18 protein-coding genes are annotated in these 17,287 nt (G+C 69.1%); 13 read left to right on the top strand and 5 right to left on the bottom strand.

The window, feature by feature from the left end; translation table 11 throughout:
* Positions 1-477: 477 nt before the first annotated feature.
* The gene (locus tag HDA43_RS12935; RefSeq protein WP_179820203.1) at positions 478-1,392 is read right to left on the bottom strand and encodes a hypothetical protein; all 915 of its coding nucleotides are present in this window, start codon (positions 1,390-1,392) and stop codon (positions 478-480) included.
* Positions 1,393-2,131: 739 nt separating this feature from the next.
* Here HDA43_RS12935 and HDA43_RS12930 point away from each other — a divergent pair.
* The 3 genes from HDA43_RS12930 (at position 2,132) to HDA43_RS12920 (ending at position 4,380) form a co-directional block, all read left to right on the top strand.
* The gene (locus HDA43_RS12930; RefSeq protein WP_179820201.1) at positions 2,132-2,452 is read left to right on the top strand and encodes a GYD domain-containing protein; all 321 of its coding nucleotides are present in this window, start codon (positions 2,132-2,134) and stop codon (positions 2,450-2,452) included.
* 228 nt (positions 2,453-2,680) lie between these two features.
* Positions 2,681-3,727: a sensor histidine kinase gene (locus HDA43_RS12925; RefSeq protein WP_312873221.1), complete on the top strand. Its 1,047-nt coding sequence runs from the start codon at positions 2,681-2,683 to the stop codon at positions 3,725-3,727.
* Positions 3,724-4,380 carry a response regulator gene (locus HDA43_RS12920; protein WP_179820197.1) on the top strand — a complete coding sequence of 219 codons (657 nt, stop codon included), beginning with the start codon at positions 3,724-3,726 and terminating at the stop codon, positions 4,378-4,380. The genes HDA43_RS12925 and HDA43_RS12920 overlap by 4 nt, the downstream gene beginning before the upstream one ends.
* Here HDA43_RS12920 and HDA43_RS12915 read toward each other — a convergent pair.
* Complete coding sequence (locus HDA43_RS12915; protein WP_179820195.1) at positions 4,377-5,048, bottom strand: DUF2306 domain-containing protein; 672 nt, start codon at positions 5,046-5,048, stop codon at positions 4,377-4,379. The two genes, HDA43_RS12920 and HDA43_RS12915, sit on opposite strands and share 4 nt — an antisense overlap.
* Before the next feature lie 166 nt (positions 5,049-5,214).
* Here HDA43_RS12915 and HDA43_RS12910 point away from each other — a divergent pair, with 166 nt between their 5' ends.
* On the top strand, positions 5,215-6,201 hold the full coding sequence (locus HDA43_RS12910; RefSeq protein ID WP_179820192.1) for an NAD(P)-dependent alcohol dehydrogenase: 987 nt from the start codon (positions 5,215-5,217) through the stop codon (positions 6,199-6,201).
* Here HDA43_RS12910 and HDA43_RS12905 read toward each other — a convergent pair.
* Positions 6,153-6,812 carry a peroxiredoxin-like family protein gene (locus tag HDA43_RS12905; RefSeq protein WP_179820190.1) on the bottom strand — a complete coding sequence of 220 codons (660 nt, stop codon included), beginning with the start codon at positions 6,810-6,812 and terminating at the stop codon, positions 6,153-6,155. The genes HDA43_RS12910 and HDA43_RS12905 overlap by 49 nt on opposite strands.
* Positions 6,813-6,882: 70 nt before the next feature.
* On the opposite strand from HDA43_RS12905, the gene HDA43_RS12900 reads away from it, so the two are divergent.
* The 8 genes from HDA43_RS12900 (at position 6,883) to HDA43_RS12865 (ending at position 15,160) form a co-directional block, all read left to right on the top strand.
* Positions 6,883-7,515, top strand: a complete 633-nt coding sequence (locus tag HDA43_RS12900) for a TetR/AcrR family transcriptional regulator (protein ID WP_179820188.1) — start codon at positions 6,883-6,885, stop codon at positions 7,513-7,515.
* Positions 7,516-8,611: 1,096 nt separating this feature from the next.
* Positions 8,612-10,186, top strand: coding sequence for a pyridoxal phosphate-dependent decarboxylase family protein (locus HDA43_RS12895; protein ID WP_179820184.1), 1,575 nt, complete (start codon positions 8,612-8,614; stop codon positions 10,184-10,186).
* Entirely contained in the window at positions 10,183-11,724 is a 1,542-nt protein-coding gene (locus HDA43_RS12890) for a phenylacetate--CoA ligase family protein (RefSeq protein WP_179820181.1), read from the top strand. Before HDA43_RS12895 ends, HDA43_RS12890 begins: the two co-directional genes overlap by 4 nt.
* A 48-nt stretch (positions 11,725-11,772) precedes the next feature.
* On the top strand, positions 11,773-12,273 hold the full coding sequence (locus tag HDA43_RS12885; protein WP_179820178.1) for a DUF8788 domain-containing protein: 501 nt from the start codon (positions 11,773-11,775) through the stop codon (positions 12,271-12,273).
* A gap of 25 nt (positions 12,274-12,298) precedes the next feature.
* The gene (locus tag HDA43_RS12880) at positions 12,299-13,081 is read left to right on the top strand and encodes a hypothetical protein (RefSeq protein WP_179820176.1); all 783 of its coding nucleotides are present in this window, start codon (positions 12,299-12,301) and stop codon (positions 13,079-13,081) included.
* A gap of 84 nt (positions 13,082-13,165) precedes the next feature.
* A complete protein-coding gene (locus HDA43_RS12875) occupies positions 13,166-13,579 on the top strand; it encodes a DUF8788 domain-containing protein (RefSeq protein ID WP_179820174.1) in 414 nt (137 codons plus the stop codon).
* Positions 13,576-14,124, top strand: coding sequence for a DUF8788 domain-containing protein (locus HDA43_RS12870; protein ID WP_179820172.1), 549 nt, complete (start codon positions 13,576-13,578; stop codon positions 14,122-14,124). The genes HDA43_RS12875 and HDA43_RS12870 overlap by 4 nt, the downstream gene beginning before the upstream one ends.
* 280 nt (positions 14,125-14,404) lie before the next feature.
* Positions 14,405-15,160: an MBL fold metallo-hydrolase gene (locus HDA43_RS12865; RefSeq protein WP_179820170.1), complete on the top strand. Its 756-nt coding sequence runs from the start codon at positions 14,405-14,407 to the stop codon at positions 15,158-15,160.
* Positions 15,161-15,208: 48 nt separating this feature from the next.
* Here HDA43_RS12865 and HDA43_RS12860 read toward each other — a convergent pair whose 3' ends face one another.
* Positions 15,209-16,033 (bottom strand): alpha/beta fold hydrolase, encoded by an 825-nt coding sequence (locus HDA43_RS12860; RefSeq protein WP_179820167.1) that lies wholly within the window; start codon positions 16,031-16,033, stop codon positions 15,209-15,211.
* 51 nt (positions 16,034-16,084) lie between these two features.
* Between HDA43_RS12860 and HDA43_RS12855 the strand changes: the two genes are divergently transcribed.
* Positions 16,085-16,558: a MarR family winged helix-turn-helix transcriptional regulator gene (locus HDA43_RS12855; protein WP_312873220.1), complete on the top strand. Its 474-nt coding sequence runs from the start codon at positions 16,085-16,087 to the stop codon at positions 16,556-16,558.
* 26 nt (positions 16,559-16,584) lie between these two features.
* Here the strand turns inward: HDA43_RS12855 and HDA43_RS12850 are convergent, their stop codons facing one another.
* On the bottom strand, positions 16,585-17,133 hold the full coding sequence (locus HDA43_RS12850; RefSeq protein WP_179820164.1) for a DinB family protein: 549 nt from the start codon (positions 17,131-17,133) through the stop codon (positions 16,585-16,587).
* Between the last annotated feature and the right edge of the window lie 154 nt (positions 17,134-17,287).

Below are 17,287 nucleotides of genomic sequence, written 5' to 3'. Positions count from 1 at the left end.
CGGTTCAGCCTGTGCAGGTTCAAGTCCTGCACCTGCCACCAGGCAAACGGCGGCTCAGAGGCCCTACGGGGCCTCTTTTGCTTTTCCGGCCGAGTGGTGATCGGCTTCGATCGCCTGCGGAACGAGAACGGCCCAACGATCGCGGTAGCGCGACGGAGATGGCAACGGAGCCGGACCGGTGCCCTCCTGCCCTCGGTAGCGCGACGACACGCTCATCGATCGCACAGGTGCGGGCATGGACGCGATTGACGGATCTTTGGCCGCAGGACGGGAGGGGTCGACACCGGTGGCGCTCGAACAGCATGTGGATCATGCCGCCCGAGCCCTGGGACTCCCTGGCCGGCGAAGGCCGGCATGTTGGCATGGGTGAGCACGTCGATCAGGCGCACCGGGCATGCAGCGGCTAGATCATGCACAACCCTGGGCGGTGTGGGCGCTGGGGCTCGCATCCACGCCGCTGAAACCCATCGAAGACTGCTATTTGATCTCGCCGAGGTCGAAGGCGACGTCGGTGAGGTGAATCGTCCGCACCTCCGGGTCGTCGAGGAGCTTGCGCAGGTCGGCGAGCTTCCAGCGGTCGGCCACGAGCCCGTACACGACACCCTCCTTGGCCGTCCCGTTGAGCCACTCGTAGTTCAGCTCGAAATCGCTGAGGTCGTCCCCCTCGTCAAGCAGCCCTACCCATCTGCGGAACTCCTTCAGCGCCGCCTCGGGCTCGGTCTCGCACTGATATGTGAGATCCGCCCGGATGCGGTCCTCGGTCATGGCGCGGTTCCAGACGACCGCGTTCAACGAGGGATCGTCGCTGGAGTCGTCGTAGAAGGACGGGGAGTAAATGTAGGCGACGTCCGCTCCTCCGCAGAGTCCGTGCCTCCGGTTGAAGGCGACGAGTTGCTCGGTGGTCATCACGTGTGCGAACTCCACGACAGCGACGGCGTCGAGTGTCTGGGGGAGCCCATCGATGGTCTTTCGGGCCTTCTCCGTAAGTTCCCTGTCGACGCCGAGGTCTGCCTCCATGGAGGTGATCGCGCCGCCCAGGCTGCCGGATGACTCGCCGAGGGAGGAGGCCCGGACGGTGCCGAACAGGTTCTTCGTGATTTCGTACCCTGCCCAGCCCTCGCCGCGACCGGCCCGGCGCGGCTCCCCCCACAGCGTGTAGGTCGTCTCCAGTAGCCCCTCGTCATCGCCGTGGCCGTCCGTCAGGCGCATATCCGGGTTCGCGACGCGAGCGGCCGTGCCGTACACCTGGGCCATCCGCTCGTCGTCGAAGTCGATGAACATCGTCAGAACTCGTTCGGCCGCGCTGAGAGCCAGGAACAATGCCGCGGTGACGGCCAGGACCTTGAGGAGGGACCTGGCCACGTACGCCCAGTCGGGCTCCCTCACGTTCATCACTGCGCGCTCCTGCTATCTAGATCAAATCGGGTACGGCGCACCATAGCCGCCCGGAACCAGCGTGAGCCGGGAAATCAGGCGAGGACTCGGGGTGACGGATCAGCCGCAACCGGTGCCAGCCGTGACTGGCCGCCAAGGCTGCATGCTCGCTGAAGGACCCCGAAGTGCTTCCGCTGGTCGTACGGCATGCGCCTCACGCGGTCAGCGCGTCATCGATCCGCTTGTTCGCCCGTCCTTGTGCCCGTCGAGGCACTTGGCGTGGACCCGTAGGAGCACGTCCACGCTGTGCCCGGCACGCTCTGCCACGTCGGGAGCCGAGACGCCCGCGTTGAGCCGGAGCGACACCGCCGCGTGCCTCAGGTCGTACGGCCTATGGGCCAGGGGAGAGGCCACCTGTGCGGGAGCGAAGGCCGGTCTTCGGGCTTCCTGCCAGACCTCGGTGCAGGCCGTCGAGGCGACCACTCCGCCGCGCTCGCTGCGGAAAAGGCGCCCATCTTCACGTGGTACATGCAGCCGAACAACACCATGAGCCGTCGGCCCCGGCGTGACCATGATCAGCGGTTCCCGAGCCTGCGGGCATGCGCTGTGAGACCACTGCGGGCTTCGCGGCGTAAGACCGCGACAGGGAAAACCAGTACAGCGGGTGGGGTTACCGTCACTCTAAGTCGAGAATTTCGACCCCGTGACCGCAATGGCCGCCCCAGCGCAGGGTGCGGCATGAGAAGAGGGGCCGATCATGCCCAAGTACCTGATTCAGGCGACCTACACCGCGGACGGCCTCAAGGGAGTGTTGCAGGATGGCGGCACCGGGCGACGGCAGGCGGTGGAGCGCATGGCGGAAAGCGTCGGCGGCCGGGTCGAGCAGATGTACTTCGCGTTCGGCGAGGCGGACACGTATGTGATCGTCGACCTGCCGAACAATGTGGCTTCGGCCGCCGTGGGTTTCACGATATCGGCGTCCGGGGCGGTACGGACGAAGACGGCTGTCCTGCTGACGCCGGAGGAGATCGACGACGCCGCGCGGATGGAGGTGGCATACCGGGCTCCTGGCGCGTGACAGCCGGGGGGTCGCGGGGAGCGGACAGGTGAATCCGGTACTTCGATTACGGGCGAGAAGCGGAAGGATCTGAGCCGGCGAGCCGAATGTCTCGTACTTTGGGCTGATTGTTTGTGGTGGGGGCTCTCGTACCATGACTTCGTGCACGGCCTTATTCGCTCCGTGTGGCATGAGCCCCGTTCCCCCGACGCGCCACGGCGGGTGTGGCGAGACTGGGTGCTCGTAGGGGTGTTGCTGCCGGTCGCGCTGCTCGAAGGAGTGGTGCGGCCGGACATGCCCTCACGGGTCATCTCGGTGAGCCTCGCGGTCGGGTTGGTGCCCACCTTGTTGTGGCGCCGCACCCGGCCGCTGCTGATGGTCGCGATCGCGTTCGGCGTGTCGGGTGTGGCCCAGGTGCTGACGGGTGGCGTCTCGCCCGAGTCCAACACCATGATTTATCTGCTTCTCCTGCCTTATGCGCTGTTCCGGTGGGGGTCCGGGCGAGAGGCGATCATCGGGTTGGCGATCATTCTCGTCAAAGCCACGTTCTCCGTGGTCGTGGACTATTCCGGTCCAGCCGACACCGCCGCCGCCTTCGCCGTCGTGCTCGCGGCGATCGCCGTGGGAACGGCGTTCCGCTATCGGACGAGGGCGCGGACGCGGGAGCTTGACCAGGTCAAACTGCTCGAACGTGAGCAACTGGCCCGAGACCTGCATGACACCGTCGCCCATCACGTCTCGGCGATGGCGATCCGGGCACAGGCGGGGTTGGCGACGGCGGCGTCGCGGCCGGACGCCGCCACCGAGGCGTTGCGGGTGATCGAGGCTGAGGCGGCCCAGGCGCTCGCCGAGATGCGCGCCATGGTTCACGTCCTCCGCCGGAACGCGCCCGCGGACCTGGCGCCTGGGCGGAGCATCGCCGATCTCTCCCAGCTCGAAAGCCCGGGACGATCCGGCCCGTCCGTCCAGGTGGAGATCGAGGGCGACACCGCCGGCCTCTCCCCTTCCGTCGAGGCCGCGATCTACCGCCTCGCCCAGGAGTCGGTCACCAACGCCCGGCGCCACGCGCGGCACGCCACCCGCGTCCTGGTCCGGGTCAGCGCCGACGACACGTCGGTCCGTCTGCGCGTGAGCGATGACGGTGATCCCGTTCGCCCCGCGGGGACACCCGGTTACGGGATCATCGGCATGATCGAACGGGCTGATCTTCTCGGGGGCACCTGTGCGGCGGGCCCCGATCCCGACCGGGGATGGAGCGTCACCGCCGTGCTGCCGCGTACCGGGGTGGCCGGATGAGCGTCCGGGTGCTGGTCGCCGACGACCAGGAGATCGTCCGTACCGGACTGGTGATGATCCTCGATGCGCAGCCGGGGATCGAGGTGGTCGGCGAGGCCGCCGACGGGCGGCGAGCGGTCGAACTCGCCCGGCGGCTCCGACCGGACGTGTGTCTTTTCGACATCCGGATGCCCGTGCTCAACGGCATCGAGGCCACCCGGATGCTCGCCGGGCCCACCGTCGACGACCCACTCGCCGTCGTGGTCATCACCACCTTCGACCTCGACGAGTACGTCTACGCGGCGCTGCGCGCGGGGGCCCGGGGGTTCCTGCTGAAGAACGCCGGCGCCGAGCTGCTCTCCCAGGCCGTTCACGCCGCGGCGGCCGGTGACGCCCTCATCGCTCCGAGCGTCACCGCCCGCCTGCTCACCGCCTTCGCGCACGCCGGGCCCGCCGCGCCGCCGGTCCGTCCCATCGAGGCGCTCACCGAGCGTGAGGAGCAGATCCTCGTCACGGTGGCCCGGGGGCGCACCAACAGTGAGATCGCTGACGAACTTCACATCTCACTCAGCACCGTCAAGACCCATATCGCCAGCCTGATGGCCAAGCTCGGCGCCCGGAACCGGGTGGAGATCGCCATGTGGGCGTACGAGACCCATCGGGTCAGGAACTAGGGTCTGCGGATGATCCACTCGGCCACGGCGAGGTTGATGACCCATCCGGCGGTCACGAGCAGGGCTCTGGGGGTCTCGCCGAGGGGGCCGACGAGGAGCATCCAGGGGAGCTGGGTGAACGCCTGGGTGCCGGCGGCCACGCCGATCGCGTAGGCGCGGATCATCCAGTCGTGGTGACGGCGGAAATCTCTCCGCCGGACGGCGGCGAAGCCGAGCACGAGGGAGACCGCCATCGCCGTGCCGAACACGAGCCGGAACGCCGCGAGGAGATCGCCGTCGCCTTCCGGGCGAGGATGGAACACGGTCATCCACAGGCCGGAGAGTGCGGCGACGAGTCCGCATACGACGAGAATCCGTCCTGTCATGCGATGCCAGGCCGGCCTCCGGCGACGGAACCTCTTCGCGAACTGGAAGGCGCCCACGATGCCGTAGAGCGACGCTCCGATGACGTGTGACACCACGGGTAGCGGTGTCGCGAAGAATCGCGCGTTGGCGGGGGTGACCGCCGCGCCACCTGCCAGTTCCCCCAGACGCAGCGCACCGGCGACCACCGGAATCGCGCTGAGCATGATCAGGCCGGTGGGCACCATCCATCCGGGGACTCTGGCGCCCCGTCCGCCGGGCCGTACCCTCTGGGGCTTGGCGCCCCTCACACCGCTTTCGGTCATGAGGGGATCGTGGCTTTCTCCCCCATGTCTGTTCATCGCGCGAAAGGCCCGATTCAGCTCAGCCGATCATCCAGCGATCAGGCGTACTTTCGGCTGATTCGCTGGTCCGGTCGCATTTCTTAGTCTTTCAACCGCCTCCGCATTGAACTCGCATAGGGAGATGGCGATGAAGGCGTTCGTCTCACGCTCGTACGGGCCACCCGATGTCCTGACGCTCACTGAAATCCCCGTCCCCGTTCCTCGCGACGACGAGGTCCTGGTCCGGGTACGTGCCGGCTCCGTGAATCCGTACGACTGGCACAACATGCGCGGCGAGCCGTACCTGGCCCGCCTGATGCCCGGCGGTCTCGCGCTCCGCACCCCCAAGATCACCATCCTGGGCGCCGACATCTCCGGCCAGGTCGAATCCGTCGGCGGAAACGTCACGGAATTCCGCCCCGGCGACGACGTCTTCGCCGTCATCAGCGGTGGCGGCTTCGCCGAATATGTCTGCGTCCGCGAATCCGACCTCGCCCCGAAGCCGGAGAACCTCTCGTACGAGGAGGCCGCCGCGGTTCCCATGGCCGCCAACACCGCCCTCCTCGCCCTGCGCGACGAGGGTCATATCCTGCCCGGCCAGCGTGTTCTCATCAACGGCGCGTCCGGTGGGGTCGGCACGTTCGCCGTGCAACTCGCCCGTGCCCTCGGCGCCGAGGTCACCGGCGTCTGCAGCGCCCGGAACGTGGACCTGGTCCACTCCCTCGGCGCGACCAGGGTCATCGACTACACCACCCAGGACTTCACCCGCGAGACCCGGCGCTACGACCTGTTCCTGGACATCGCCGGGAGCCGGCCGGTCTCCGTCTCCCGCCGCACCCTGCACCCCAAGGGGACCTACGTGGTGGTCGGCGGTCCGCCCGGCCGCTGGATACAACCCATGGGCCAGGTGCTCTCCGCCCTGGCGTTGTCCCCCTTCGTCGGCCGGCGGATATCGGTGGCCGACGCCCTCAAGTGCCCCAGCCCCAGACAGAACCTGCAGACGTTGAGCGGGTTCCTGAACGACAAACGAGTGATCCCGGTCATCGACCGTCACTACCCCTTCGAGGAGATCCCCAGGGCGATCGGCTACCTGGAGGGGGGCCACGTCCCCGGCAAGGTCGTCATCTCCTTCTGAGCGGCGTCCTCACCGGAGGCGTCCCACGTGACGCCGGCCTCCGGCGTGGACCGGGGAGCGCGGGCGGCGAGCGCGAGCAGCTCGTCGACCGACCACTGGTCATAGGCGTGGCGGCCGAGCCTGGCGGCCAGCACCCGGCCGTCACCGGCGATCAGGAAGTCTCCGGGAAGGCCGAATCGTCCGCCATGCGGGACGGCCGACGGCGCGCGGTCCAGTCCCCGGGGCATCCGCCACAGGCTCACCGCGACGCCGCGGACGATCGCCGGCCACACGCGCGGGTCGAACAGCGCGCGGATGGACGGCTCCACGCCGAACTCCCTGTAGAGCCGCTGGTCCGGATCGGCGACCATGGCGAATGGCAGTCCTTCGGCGTGCCGTGCCAGCTCGTCCGCCGGCGAGTGGAACACCACGATCTCGCGGATGCCGGCCGCCTCGATCTCGTCGTGTCGCCGCGCCACCGAGCGCAGGTGCAGATTGCAGACCGGGCAACCGGCGAACCGCCGGAACTGCAGGTGGATCAGCCGGTCGGGGTCGGGGACGGCGAGCGGCGGCTGGTTGACGGGGGTCAGCACGCGAGAGCTGATGGTCCGGGGATGAATGAACGTGCTCATGGCCTTCCCGCTTTTTGGAGTACTGCGTACGCCTACGAGGATAGGCGTACGCAGTACGCTGTCAAGCGTCATGCCTCGTCCTCGCTCGCTCACTCCGACCACGCTGGCCACCGCCGCGCTCGCCGTCATCGACCGCGACGGTCTCGCCGGCCTCACGATGCGCACCGTCGCCAAAGAGGTCGGCATGAGCACCATGGGTCTCTACCGGTACGTCACCGACCGCGCAGAACTGGAACGACTCGTCGTCGATCTGGTCCTGTCCCAGGTGGACACCGCCCCACCCGATCCCGCCGCGCCCTGGACCGACCGGGTGGCCGCCATGGTCCGACGGCTGCGCGGCGCCGTGGGGACGCATCCATCGGTGATTCCCCTGATCGTCGCCCACCGGCACCGGTCCGAGCGGCTGCTGGGATGGTCGGAGACGCTCGTCGGAATCCTCAAGGAGGCGGGCCTCGACGGGCCTCGGCGGGTGGTCGCGCTGCGCTGCCTGCTCGCCTACGTCATCGGAGCGCTTCAGCTCGACCACCTCGGCCCGCTGGCCGGTCCTGGTACGAGCGTCATCGCCGACCTGCCGGAGTTCCCCCTCATGGCCGAGACCGCCCGGGAGGCTCGCGGCGTCGGCGTCGGCGCCGAGGCCGAGGCCGAGTTCGATGACGGCCTGGCCGCCATATTGCGCGGAATGGAGTGCGGCCACAGGCCCTGAACGGCCAGGCCGATCGTTTTCCGGTCGGCGCGCACCCGCCTGACGCCGCTGTGGGGAAACGGGATCCTCTCCCCACGCAGGATGTGGCCGGAGGCGACGGCGGCCATCCCGATGGCGCTTCGCGGGGCCGGTACTCCGGCGCCCCGTCCAAGTTCACCCGCCGGTTGCCCGCGATGGCCGGCGCATGGCGGATCCGGCGGTGCTCCAGCAGGGCGCGCAGGCACGGGCCCGGCCGTACCGGATGCGAAGGGCCGCCCTCTGCCGGTCCGGTGACGCCCGGCGTCATCGGTGATCATCCGCCGGTCCGGGACGGCCGGTTCGGGGGCGCCGCCGTCCGGAGCCTCAGCGGATCCGGCATCGGCTGTAAATAGCATAAATCCTGCTTTAGTGCTTACGCCTGCAAAGATCAGTCCATCTGCGCTTCTATCGCATTTAATCGAATATAGATATATATAATTAGAATGTGCTGTCAGTGGGATCTCCTGTCGGGGCGGCGGCCTCGAACGCCGAGCTTGATCCGGGTTCACGAGAAAAATTCACGAGGCATTCGGCAACTGATATCAGGCGAACATCTATCCGTCTCAAGGGCCATGTGTAACTGTGGCCGGAATCTGCCACTCCACCTGTGCCCCGGGTCTTGCGCCCCTCCTGTCATCAATGATTAGGTCAACTGCATGACGGGTGTTCCAACGTATGCGTCGGGCGAAATTCAGGCTGAATCGATCGTGATTCGTCCACGACGGGTCCCCCCCAGATCATGATCGTCGGCGATGTCGTCGCCGGACCGACCCGAGCCGCCTGAACAGGATGTGAGCAGGGGCGAAGGCGCCCTCTCGCGCCGTCTCCCGCTGTTGCTGATCGACGTTGCCTCTCGAAATTGGATCGTTCCAAAGAGTCGCGACGACCCGGTGGTACGAATTCCGTCCCGTGCCCCCGAGTGTCGAGGGCCTCTTTTGCTCGACGCACCATCACAGATCACGCATTCACTCGCGAGAACCTTCATTTGATCGACCGGGAGTCCGGTTCGCCGCGTGCGAATTATCCCGGGCGCGACCAGGTGAGCGTTCTCAACTCCGGACCGTTTGGAGTACCCTCCGTGACGAGTTCACTTTCCGATGGCCAGGGCCCCCTTCCGGAGCCGGCGACCGGCGAAGGCTCCCGGTCACCCACGCCGGGTCTCACCGCGGCCTTCGACCCCGGACGTTTCCACGACGGCGCCGCGGGCATCGTCAGCCGCCTGACGACGTATCTGGGCGACCGGTCGGTCCGGGGACTCGACCTCCTCGATCCGGCGGTGCTGCTGAAGGCCGCGCGGGCGCTGATGACCCCGGAACGGCAGCGCATCGCCGACTTCGACGCCGACCGGGTGAACCAGATCGTCGACCTGTACACGGGGACCGGCATCCCGGTCTACTCACCCGGTTACATGGGACGGCAGTTCTCCGGCGTGGTGCCGCTGGCCGGCCTTATCGACCTGGTCGGCTCGGTGGTCAACCAGCCCTCCTCCTTCTACGAGGCCGGGCAACTCCCCAACGTCGCCGAGCGGCTCATGGCCGAGGAGCTCAACCGGTTCATCGGCTGGGACCGCGACCGGTTCGCCATGGTGACGACCTCGGGGGGCTCCCTGGCCAACCTGACCGCGCTGCTGGCCGCCCGCAACCGCGCCTTCCCGCAGATCTGGACGCGTGGAGCCGGCAGTGTGCCGGGTTCCCCGGCCATCGCGATCAGCGAGGAGGCCCACTACAGCGTGACCCGGGCGGCCGGGGTGCTCGGCATCGGGGAACGGCAGCTCGTCCGGCTCCCGGTCGACCGGGGCGGGCGGATCCGTCCCGATACGGCCGGCCCGGTGCTGGACGAGGCGCGCCGGCGCGGTCTGCGACCGTTCTGCCTGGTCGCCTCGGCCGGGACCACGTCGATGGGCGCCTTCGACCCGCTGGAGGAGCTCGCGGCCGTGGCACGCCGGTACGGGCTCTGGCTCCATGTGGACGGGGCGCACGGGGCGAGCCTGCTGCTGTCGGACCGGCACCGGGGCAGGCTGCGCGGCATCGAGCAGGCTGACTCGCTGACCTGGGACGCCCACAAGATGCTGTTCATGCCGGCGCCGTGCACGCTGCTCTTCTACCGCGACGGCGCGACGGCGCGCGGTGCGTTCCGGCAGCGCGCCAGTTACGTCTTCGACGAGGAACCGGACGTCTACAGCGCCTACGACAGCGCGGACAAGAACCTCGAGTGCACGAAACGCCCGATGATCATGCCGCTCTGGACGGTCTGGTCGGTCTACGGCCCGGCGCTGTTCTCACAGAAGATCGACCGGCTGTGCGCGGTGGCCCGGCAGGCGTACCGGATGCTCGCCGCCGAGCCGGACTTCGCGGTGGCACACGAGCCGGAGTCCAACATCCTGTGCTTCCGGTACCGGCCGGACGGCCTGGAGCCGGCGACCGTACACCGCCTGCAGCTGGAGATCCGCAACCGGATCCGGGGCGGCGGGCGCTTCTTCATCTCCAAGGTCGACATCGACGGGGTGGCGGCGCTGCGCGTGGTGGTGATGAACCACCTGATCGACGCCGACCACCTGACCATGCTCATCGCCGAGATCAGGGACATCGGGCAACGGGTGCTGCGCGAGAGCGTCGCGGTCCGGCCCGGCCAACGGAACGGGAGTCATTCATGACCATGACGAGTTCGGACGTCGCCGCCCCGGCGGAGCTGGCGGCACGGCTGATCCCCGAGGAGGAACTGCGGCCCCGCTCGGTGGACGACGTCATCCGGCTGCCGTCGTTCGCGGAGAAACTGGAGGAGTGCGGGCGGCTCACCGGAACCCCGTACTGCGAGTCCCCGCTCGACCTCCAGAACGCGCTGGTGTTCCGCCGGCTTCAGCAGCTCGTCGGCGTCGCCCTGCTCAACCCGCTGTGGCGCGAGCGGCTGCACTACTTCGGGATCCGCAGCGCCCCCGCCGACATGTCCGAGTGGGAGCGGATCCCCCTCTCGGACAAGACCGTGCAGCGGGACATGTTCATGGGCGCCCGGGCCGGGATGGTCGTGCCGCTCGAACACGGCGGATTCGAGGTGGTGGCCAGCGGCGGCACCGGTGACGGCATGCCCCTGGAGATCGTGTACTCCCTGCGGGAGCTGCGCGACACCTACCGCATCGCCGGGGCGTTCATGGGGGCCTACCAGCTCGGCCGCTACCTGCGCGGCCCCGCGCCGCGCTGGCTGTTCACCACCTTGGCCGACTACCAGATGTGGAGCAGCGGGACCATGGTCGGCGGCGTCCTGTCCCAGGTCCCGGGGGTCAACTACATCGGCGCGGGACCGGTGAGCGCGCCGGTGCTGGAGCACATGTTCTCCTACCCCGGCCACAAGGCGCTGATGGGCATCACCGCCGGCATCGCGCTCCTGCCCGAGCTGGGCGCGGGGCTGTCCCCGCAGGCCAGGGCGAGCTTCCGGGTCGCCATGTACGGCAGCGGCTCCCTGCCGCAGCGCAAGCGCGACGAGCTGCAGGCGTTCTTCCCCAACGTGTCGATCCTCAGCTACTTCGCCGCGACCCAGGCCGAGTGCGTCGGGCTCCAGCTCGACCACACCTCGCCGGCGCTGTCCGCCGTGCCGGGGCTGCACCTGGTGGAGATCGTGGACGAGCACGGCCGTGCCGTCGCCGAAGGCGAGGAGGGCGAGCTGGTCGTCACCCGGCTGCACGCCGGCGAGACGCCGCTGCTCCGGCTCAAGCTCGGCGATCGGATGATCCGCCGCCCCGCACTGAACGGACCCGGGCTGCGCACCGAGCGGTTCGAGTTCGCCGGGCGCACCGCCGACGTGCTGCACCTCAACGACAGCCAGTACTCGGCGACGCTGGCCTACGCGGCCCTGCGCGGGCGGCTGCGCTCGACGACCGGCGTCGACCTGGACCTGGTCGCGCACGAGGTCCAGTTCCACAACCACCGTGAGGACCGGACCCTCACCCTGCTCGCGGCGGTGGACGATGCCGAGGGCACGGCCGCGGCCGTCGAGCACGCCCTCGGCCCGAACGGGATGCGGAATCTGTTCGTCCACGCACTGCCGAGCTCCCTGTCGCTCTTCAACGACCGGGAGGCCAACGCTGCGGCCATCGAGCAGACCGGATACGGGTTCCGGCTGGTGTTCGTGCCGCGCTCCTCACCACAGATCGAGCGGACCACCGTCGGCAAGACACCGCTGGTCAGGGATCGGGGCTGAGCGCGTGGTGGCCCGTACGCCCGAATGACACACGACAAGGGAGGAACGATGAAACACAGGGTCAGCATCGTCGTGATGGTCGACGCGGTCGGGGCGCTGTCCGACCGGACGCTGCACAACGGCAACCTCTCGCTGGTCGACGACAGTTCGGCGGGAAGCATGCACCAGGGGACCCCCGACCTCGTCACGGCGGTGGTCCCGGGACAGGTCATCCAGTGGACGCCCATCCACGTGGACGTGCAGACTCCGGTCGAGATCGAGTCCATCGAGTTCCTGTCCGGCGTGACCGCCCCGCCCCCGGCCGGCCAGACCGTGCCGCCGCATCCGGTGGACTCCGCCCCCTTCCCGGCACCCGGCGCCGTGCCCGGGACGGAGGGCGACGCCATGGGTTCCGGCGGCTACGAGAACCACGACCTGCTGGTGTGGGAGGGCATCGTGCCCTACGACATGACGCCCGGTGTCCCGTACCGGTACCGGCTCTCCCTCAAGCTCCACGAGGGATCCAACAGCGTGCTGCACATCGACTCGCCCGCGCTGCTGCGCGTGTGAGCCACGTTCTGCGAAAGGCGGTCTCATGGCCCAGCAACACGGGATCATCGTGCTCTTCGACGTCGAGAACGCGCTCCGGACGCGATCGCTCGACGGCAACACGTACTGGTTCGACAACATGAAGTTCCTCGGCTCGGCCGGGGTGGGCACCGAGCAACTGGTGACGATCGTGCCCGGCACCCATTTCTCCGACGGGTCGCAGGCGACCGAGCAGGTGCTGAACTGGCTGCCCGCGGTGCTGGGAGCGATCCCCCCGACGGTGCCGCGCAACTACCTGGCCGAGCAGGAACGCGCCGACGACCGGCGCACGCTGAGGGAACTGGCCTCGCTCGACGGCGAGGGCGGTGTGAGCGACGCCGACATCAAGCGGTTGCAGCGGCGGGTCGGCAAGCGCGCCCGCAAGTCGGGCGGCGGGCGCGGTCTCACCGAGTCCAAGCTGCTGGACGTCACCGGCAGGACCACGAGTGACTCCGGCGCGTACAACTATCCGGCTCCGGTGATCACCGATATCACCGGACCGGCCGTCGCCGAGAAGATCATGTATCCGGCCCAGTACGGGTCACCCGACATGATCTACGACGGCTGGTACTGGGCCGCGACCGTGGACACGAGCCGGCCCGGGGTCTACCCGTACACGATGCACGTCCAGCTCCACGAGCTGGTCGAGCGGAACGACGAGCTGGTCTGGGAGTCCGTGGACCTGACCTGCGGGTCCAGTCTCAAGATCACCAACGATCCGAAGCGCAACGGGTTCACCGGCGCCGGGCTGGGCGTGCTCCCCCTTCCGCCCGTCCCGGCCGCAGGCTGACCCGGTCCGAGCCGGAGCATTTTCGAGCGGAGGAGCCGCATGCCCCCGAGGAACAGACAGTCCGAACGCCGGCCCACCCGGCCCGTGACGATCACCGCGGTGGTCGACCCCGTGGCCGCCCTGGCGTCGGAGAACCTGGACGACAACCTCTATCTCTACGACACCAACAAGACCGTGGGGTCCACCGGTTTCGGCACCCCTGAGCTGCACAGCCGGGTGCGCAAGGGCGACACCCTGCTGTGGAACGTGCTCCCGCTGGAGTGCGAGACCTACGTGGCCCTCATCGACATCGAGATCGACCCGCGGATCGCCGAGCCCACGCGGAAGGTGTATCCCGGCACCGACATCGTGTTCTGGACCGCCGAGGTCAAGCAGGACATCACCGAACCGGTCCCGTACCGGCTCTCGTTCCTGCTCGGCACCGTCAGCACGCCGTTCACCCCCACCGCCCGGCCGGCCCTGGCCGGTCCCGCCGACGAGGAAAGGGGAGGCCGATGACCCAGGCGTACGCGGCCACGGACTTCGCCGATCGCGGCCAGCTCAACTCCGTCCAGCTGAACGTGGTGACCCTCGTCGACATGGAGAGGGCCGCCGCGACGAAGTCTCTGGACGGCTGCCTCTACATGATGGACAACAGCGTCGGCGGGGTCGGGCAGGGCACCGACCATCTGGAGACCGTCTGCAAGCAGGGGCAGGTGATCAACTGGATCATCCGCCCGATCGACATGCACCGCCGTCCGGACGGCACCTGGCCTCCGATGCCGAAGATCAACAATCTGGTCTTCCTCGACGTCGAGAAGGGCGACGAGGAGGACGTCGCCGAACGACGGATGATGACCGAGCTCAAGGTCTACGGCGCTCCCGACCGGATGCGCGACCAGTACACCGCCGTCTACTACTACTGGGCCGGGGCGGTGATGAGCGAGGCCCGGCCGGGGCTCTACCGCTACCGGCTCGTCCTGGAGCTGGAGAAGGAGCACGGCACCGACAAGCTGTATCTGAACTCGGTCCGCCACCCCGCCCTGCGGGTACTGCCCGTCTGACGGCCTTCGGGGCCGCGCGCGGTGCGGTGAAGGTGGAGGTCATGGTCGCCGGCGGACGGCGACCATGACCGACCGGCGCGCGGCCCGATCCCGTGGACGCGGGCACCGCCCGATCGTCATCGGTACGGGTTCGGCGTGTCCGGGATGAGCGGGACCTCGGTGACCTTCCGGTCGGGAAGGGCGAAACACCAGGTGGTGCACCCGATCGGGGGGTGTTCCGCGCCCCGTTCGGTTAGCGTGATCCGGACGATGCCCGACAGCGTGGCGAACGGAGCCGCCCATGCAGCCCACCATCACCACGATCGGCGGCCCGACGGCCCTGCTGGAGCTCGGCGGGCTGCGGATCCTCACCGATCCGACCTTCGATCCGCCGGGAGATCACCCCGTCGGGCCGCTCACGCTCACCAAGACCATCGGCCCGGCCCTCTCCCACACCGACGTCGGCCAGGTGGATCTGGTGCTGCTCAGCCATGACCAGCATCCCGACAACCTGGACAGGCTGGGGCGCCAGGTGATGTCCGCCGCGCCGCTGACCCTGAGCACTCCCGAGGCCGCGGAGCGTACCGGCGTCACCCCGATGCACCCCTGGCGGCACCACGACGTCGGCGGGGTCCGCGTCACCGCCGTTCCCGCCCTGCACGGCCCGCCGGGATGCGAGCCCATCGTCGGTCAGGTCACCGGCTTCGTGCTCACCGGCGACGGGCTGCCCACCGTCTACATCAGCGGGGACAACGCCTCGCTGGAGTGCGTGGAACTCATAGCCGAGCGGTACCCGGCCGTCGATGTCGCGTTGCTGTTCGGCGGTGCCGTCCGCACACCCCTGATCGACGAGCGGCTCACCCTGAACGCCGCCGACATGGTGATCGCCGCGCGCCTGCTGAAAGCCCGGTACGTCGTGCCGCTCCACGTCGAGGGCTGGACCCACTTCACCGAGAACCAGTCGGACGTGCACGCCGCCTTCTCCGAAGCCGGTCTCGACGACCTGCTCGTCTCTCCCACTCCGGGACGACCGGCTCCTCTGATGCCTGTCCGGTGATCGACCAGGGCGGATGAGGAAGCCGAGGTCGGTCCGGCGGGGGCCGGATCAGGAGCGGGGGCGGAGCAGGTCACGGATGCGTGCGGCGTAGGCGCGCGGGTGGGTGAGGTTGCCGTTGTGCCCGCCGGGGAACTCCGCCACCTCGGTGCCGATGAGCGCCGCCAGTTCGTGTGCGCATCGGTGGTCGAACACGTGGCGCGGGGTGGTGCGCCCGGCGGCGGGGACGACGCGGGTGGCGGTGTCCTTGAGCCTGGTGACGTCCAGCGTGTCGTCGATGACCGCGCTGAAGTCGTTGCGGATGAAGAAGTCGAAGCCGGCCCGGCGCCGGTCGTCCATCGGGTGCGGGGTGAGTCCCGGCTCGGTCTGCTGTTCACCGAGCTCGATGCCGAGGACTCCGGCGATCCCGGTGATGGCTTCGGCGAGTCCCCGGTCGCGGTAGAGCCGCTGCAGGTCCGCGAGCTCCCGCCGGTGGTGCTCGCGTTCGGCGAGGGGGAGCAGGGCGGGCGCGACGGGCTCGTGGGCGATGAGCGTGCCGAGCCGGCCGGGGTGGTCGATGGCCACGTGCAGGCCGAGGACCGCGCCGAAGCTGCAGCCGAGCATGTCGGCGGGCGCGTCCGTGACCTCCGCGAGCAGCCGGTGGACGTCGTCGGCGTGCTCGGCCATGGTGGCGCCGGCGTCAGGGTCGTCCAGGACGCTGCGCGACAGGCCCCGCCGGTCGTAGGTGACCACGGTGTGGTCGGCGACGAGCCGATCCACCAGGTCGACCGTACGGCGGGCGTCTCCCTCGCCGCTCTGGGAGATGAGCAGCACCGGGCCGGTGCCGCGGATCTCGTAGTAGAGGCGGGCGCCCGGGACGTGGAGGATTCCGTTCATGTCCTGAACGTATCAGAATTGATGCATCTTTTTTGATGTAAATTTGGTGGCGTGAACGGAGTCGACCTATTCCTGCTCGGCCGGACGCTGATGAAGATCGGCGAGGAGGCCATGCCCACCGAGAGCATCGGGCCGCAGACCACCAGCACCCGCACCGTCCTGGTGGTCGTCGCCGACCTGCGCGGCCATGCCGAGACCTCCATCGGCGAGATCGCCGCGCGCACCGGCCTGCCGCAGAGCGCCGTCTCCGCCGCCGTGGGCCGGCTGCGAACGGTCGGCGCCGTCGTGACCGGCCCCGACCCCGTCGACCGCCGCCGCACCCTGGTCAAAGTCGCTCCCGAGGTGCCGGAGAGGGTGACCGAGGTGCGAGCCGCACCGATCGACGGCCCGCTCGCGAAGGCGCTGGGCACGGACGACCCGGCGCGGGTCGCCGAGGTGGTCGCCCTGCTGGAGACCGTCGCCGCCCGCCTTTCCCCGGGACGTTCCCGGGAGCCCGGCGGGCCGGCGGCCGGCTCCTCCGGGTGACCTGCCGTGATACGGCCGCGCCGCCGTCAGCCCCGGTCGGCGTTGTACAGGTGGCGCAGCGATCCGATCTCCGCGGCGTTCTTCATCAGCTCGATGTTCGCCCACGCGAGCACGTGCCCCAGGGAGAGGGTCCCGTCGGCGAACCAGCGGCTTCGCTCGGTGGAGTCCAGTTCCGCCTCGTTCAGGGACTCCAGTGCGCCGGCCCACCGGTCACGGCACTCGTTCAGCCATCCGATCGCCGACGCCGCGTCCCCCGGCCACGGTGTCGCCGCCGCGGCCTCCGACCAGTCGAGTTCGGCGGCCACCGCGCCGGGCTCCCCGAAGCACCGCTCATGTGCGTGACTCCACCAGAAGCCGATGTGCCACATCACCCACCCGACCGATGTCACCGGGATCGGCTCGGGCTCCGGCACGACCCAGTCGGCCGCCCATGTCCCGTCCGGACGGCGGCGGACGTTCCAGCAGTTCGACGCGGGTTCCCACAGGGCCTCCTCGTCGGTCACCCGCTCCAGGTGAAGGGACAGCAGCGACCAGGACACGTTCAGCTGCCAGCGGAGCCGCTCAAGTTCGGACATGACGGGAAACCTAGTTCGGCGGGACGCTCCGGCTCCACGGGATTTCACGGGTGCGCTCCCGCCGTCCGGGCCCACGACAGGCGCCCCGGCTCACCGTGGGCCATCGAGGTTCGCCCATGTATGAGACCTCCGGGCAGCGCGGCGCTGCCCGGAG

It is taken from the genome of Streptosporangium sandarakinum, from assembly GCF_013409935.1.
Classification (GTDB): Bacteria; Actinomycetota; Actinomycetes; order Streptosporangiales; family Streptosporangiaceae; genus Streptosporangium; species Streptosporangium nondiastaticum.
The sequence above is the reverse complement of the archived record's forward strand: the minus strand, read 5'-3'. Positions and strand labels throughout refer to the sequence as shown.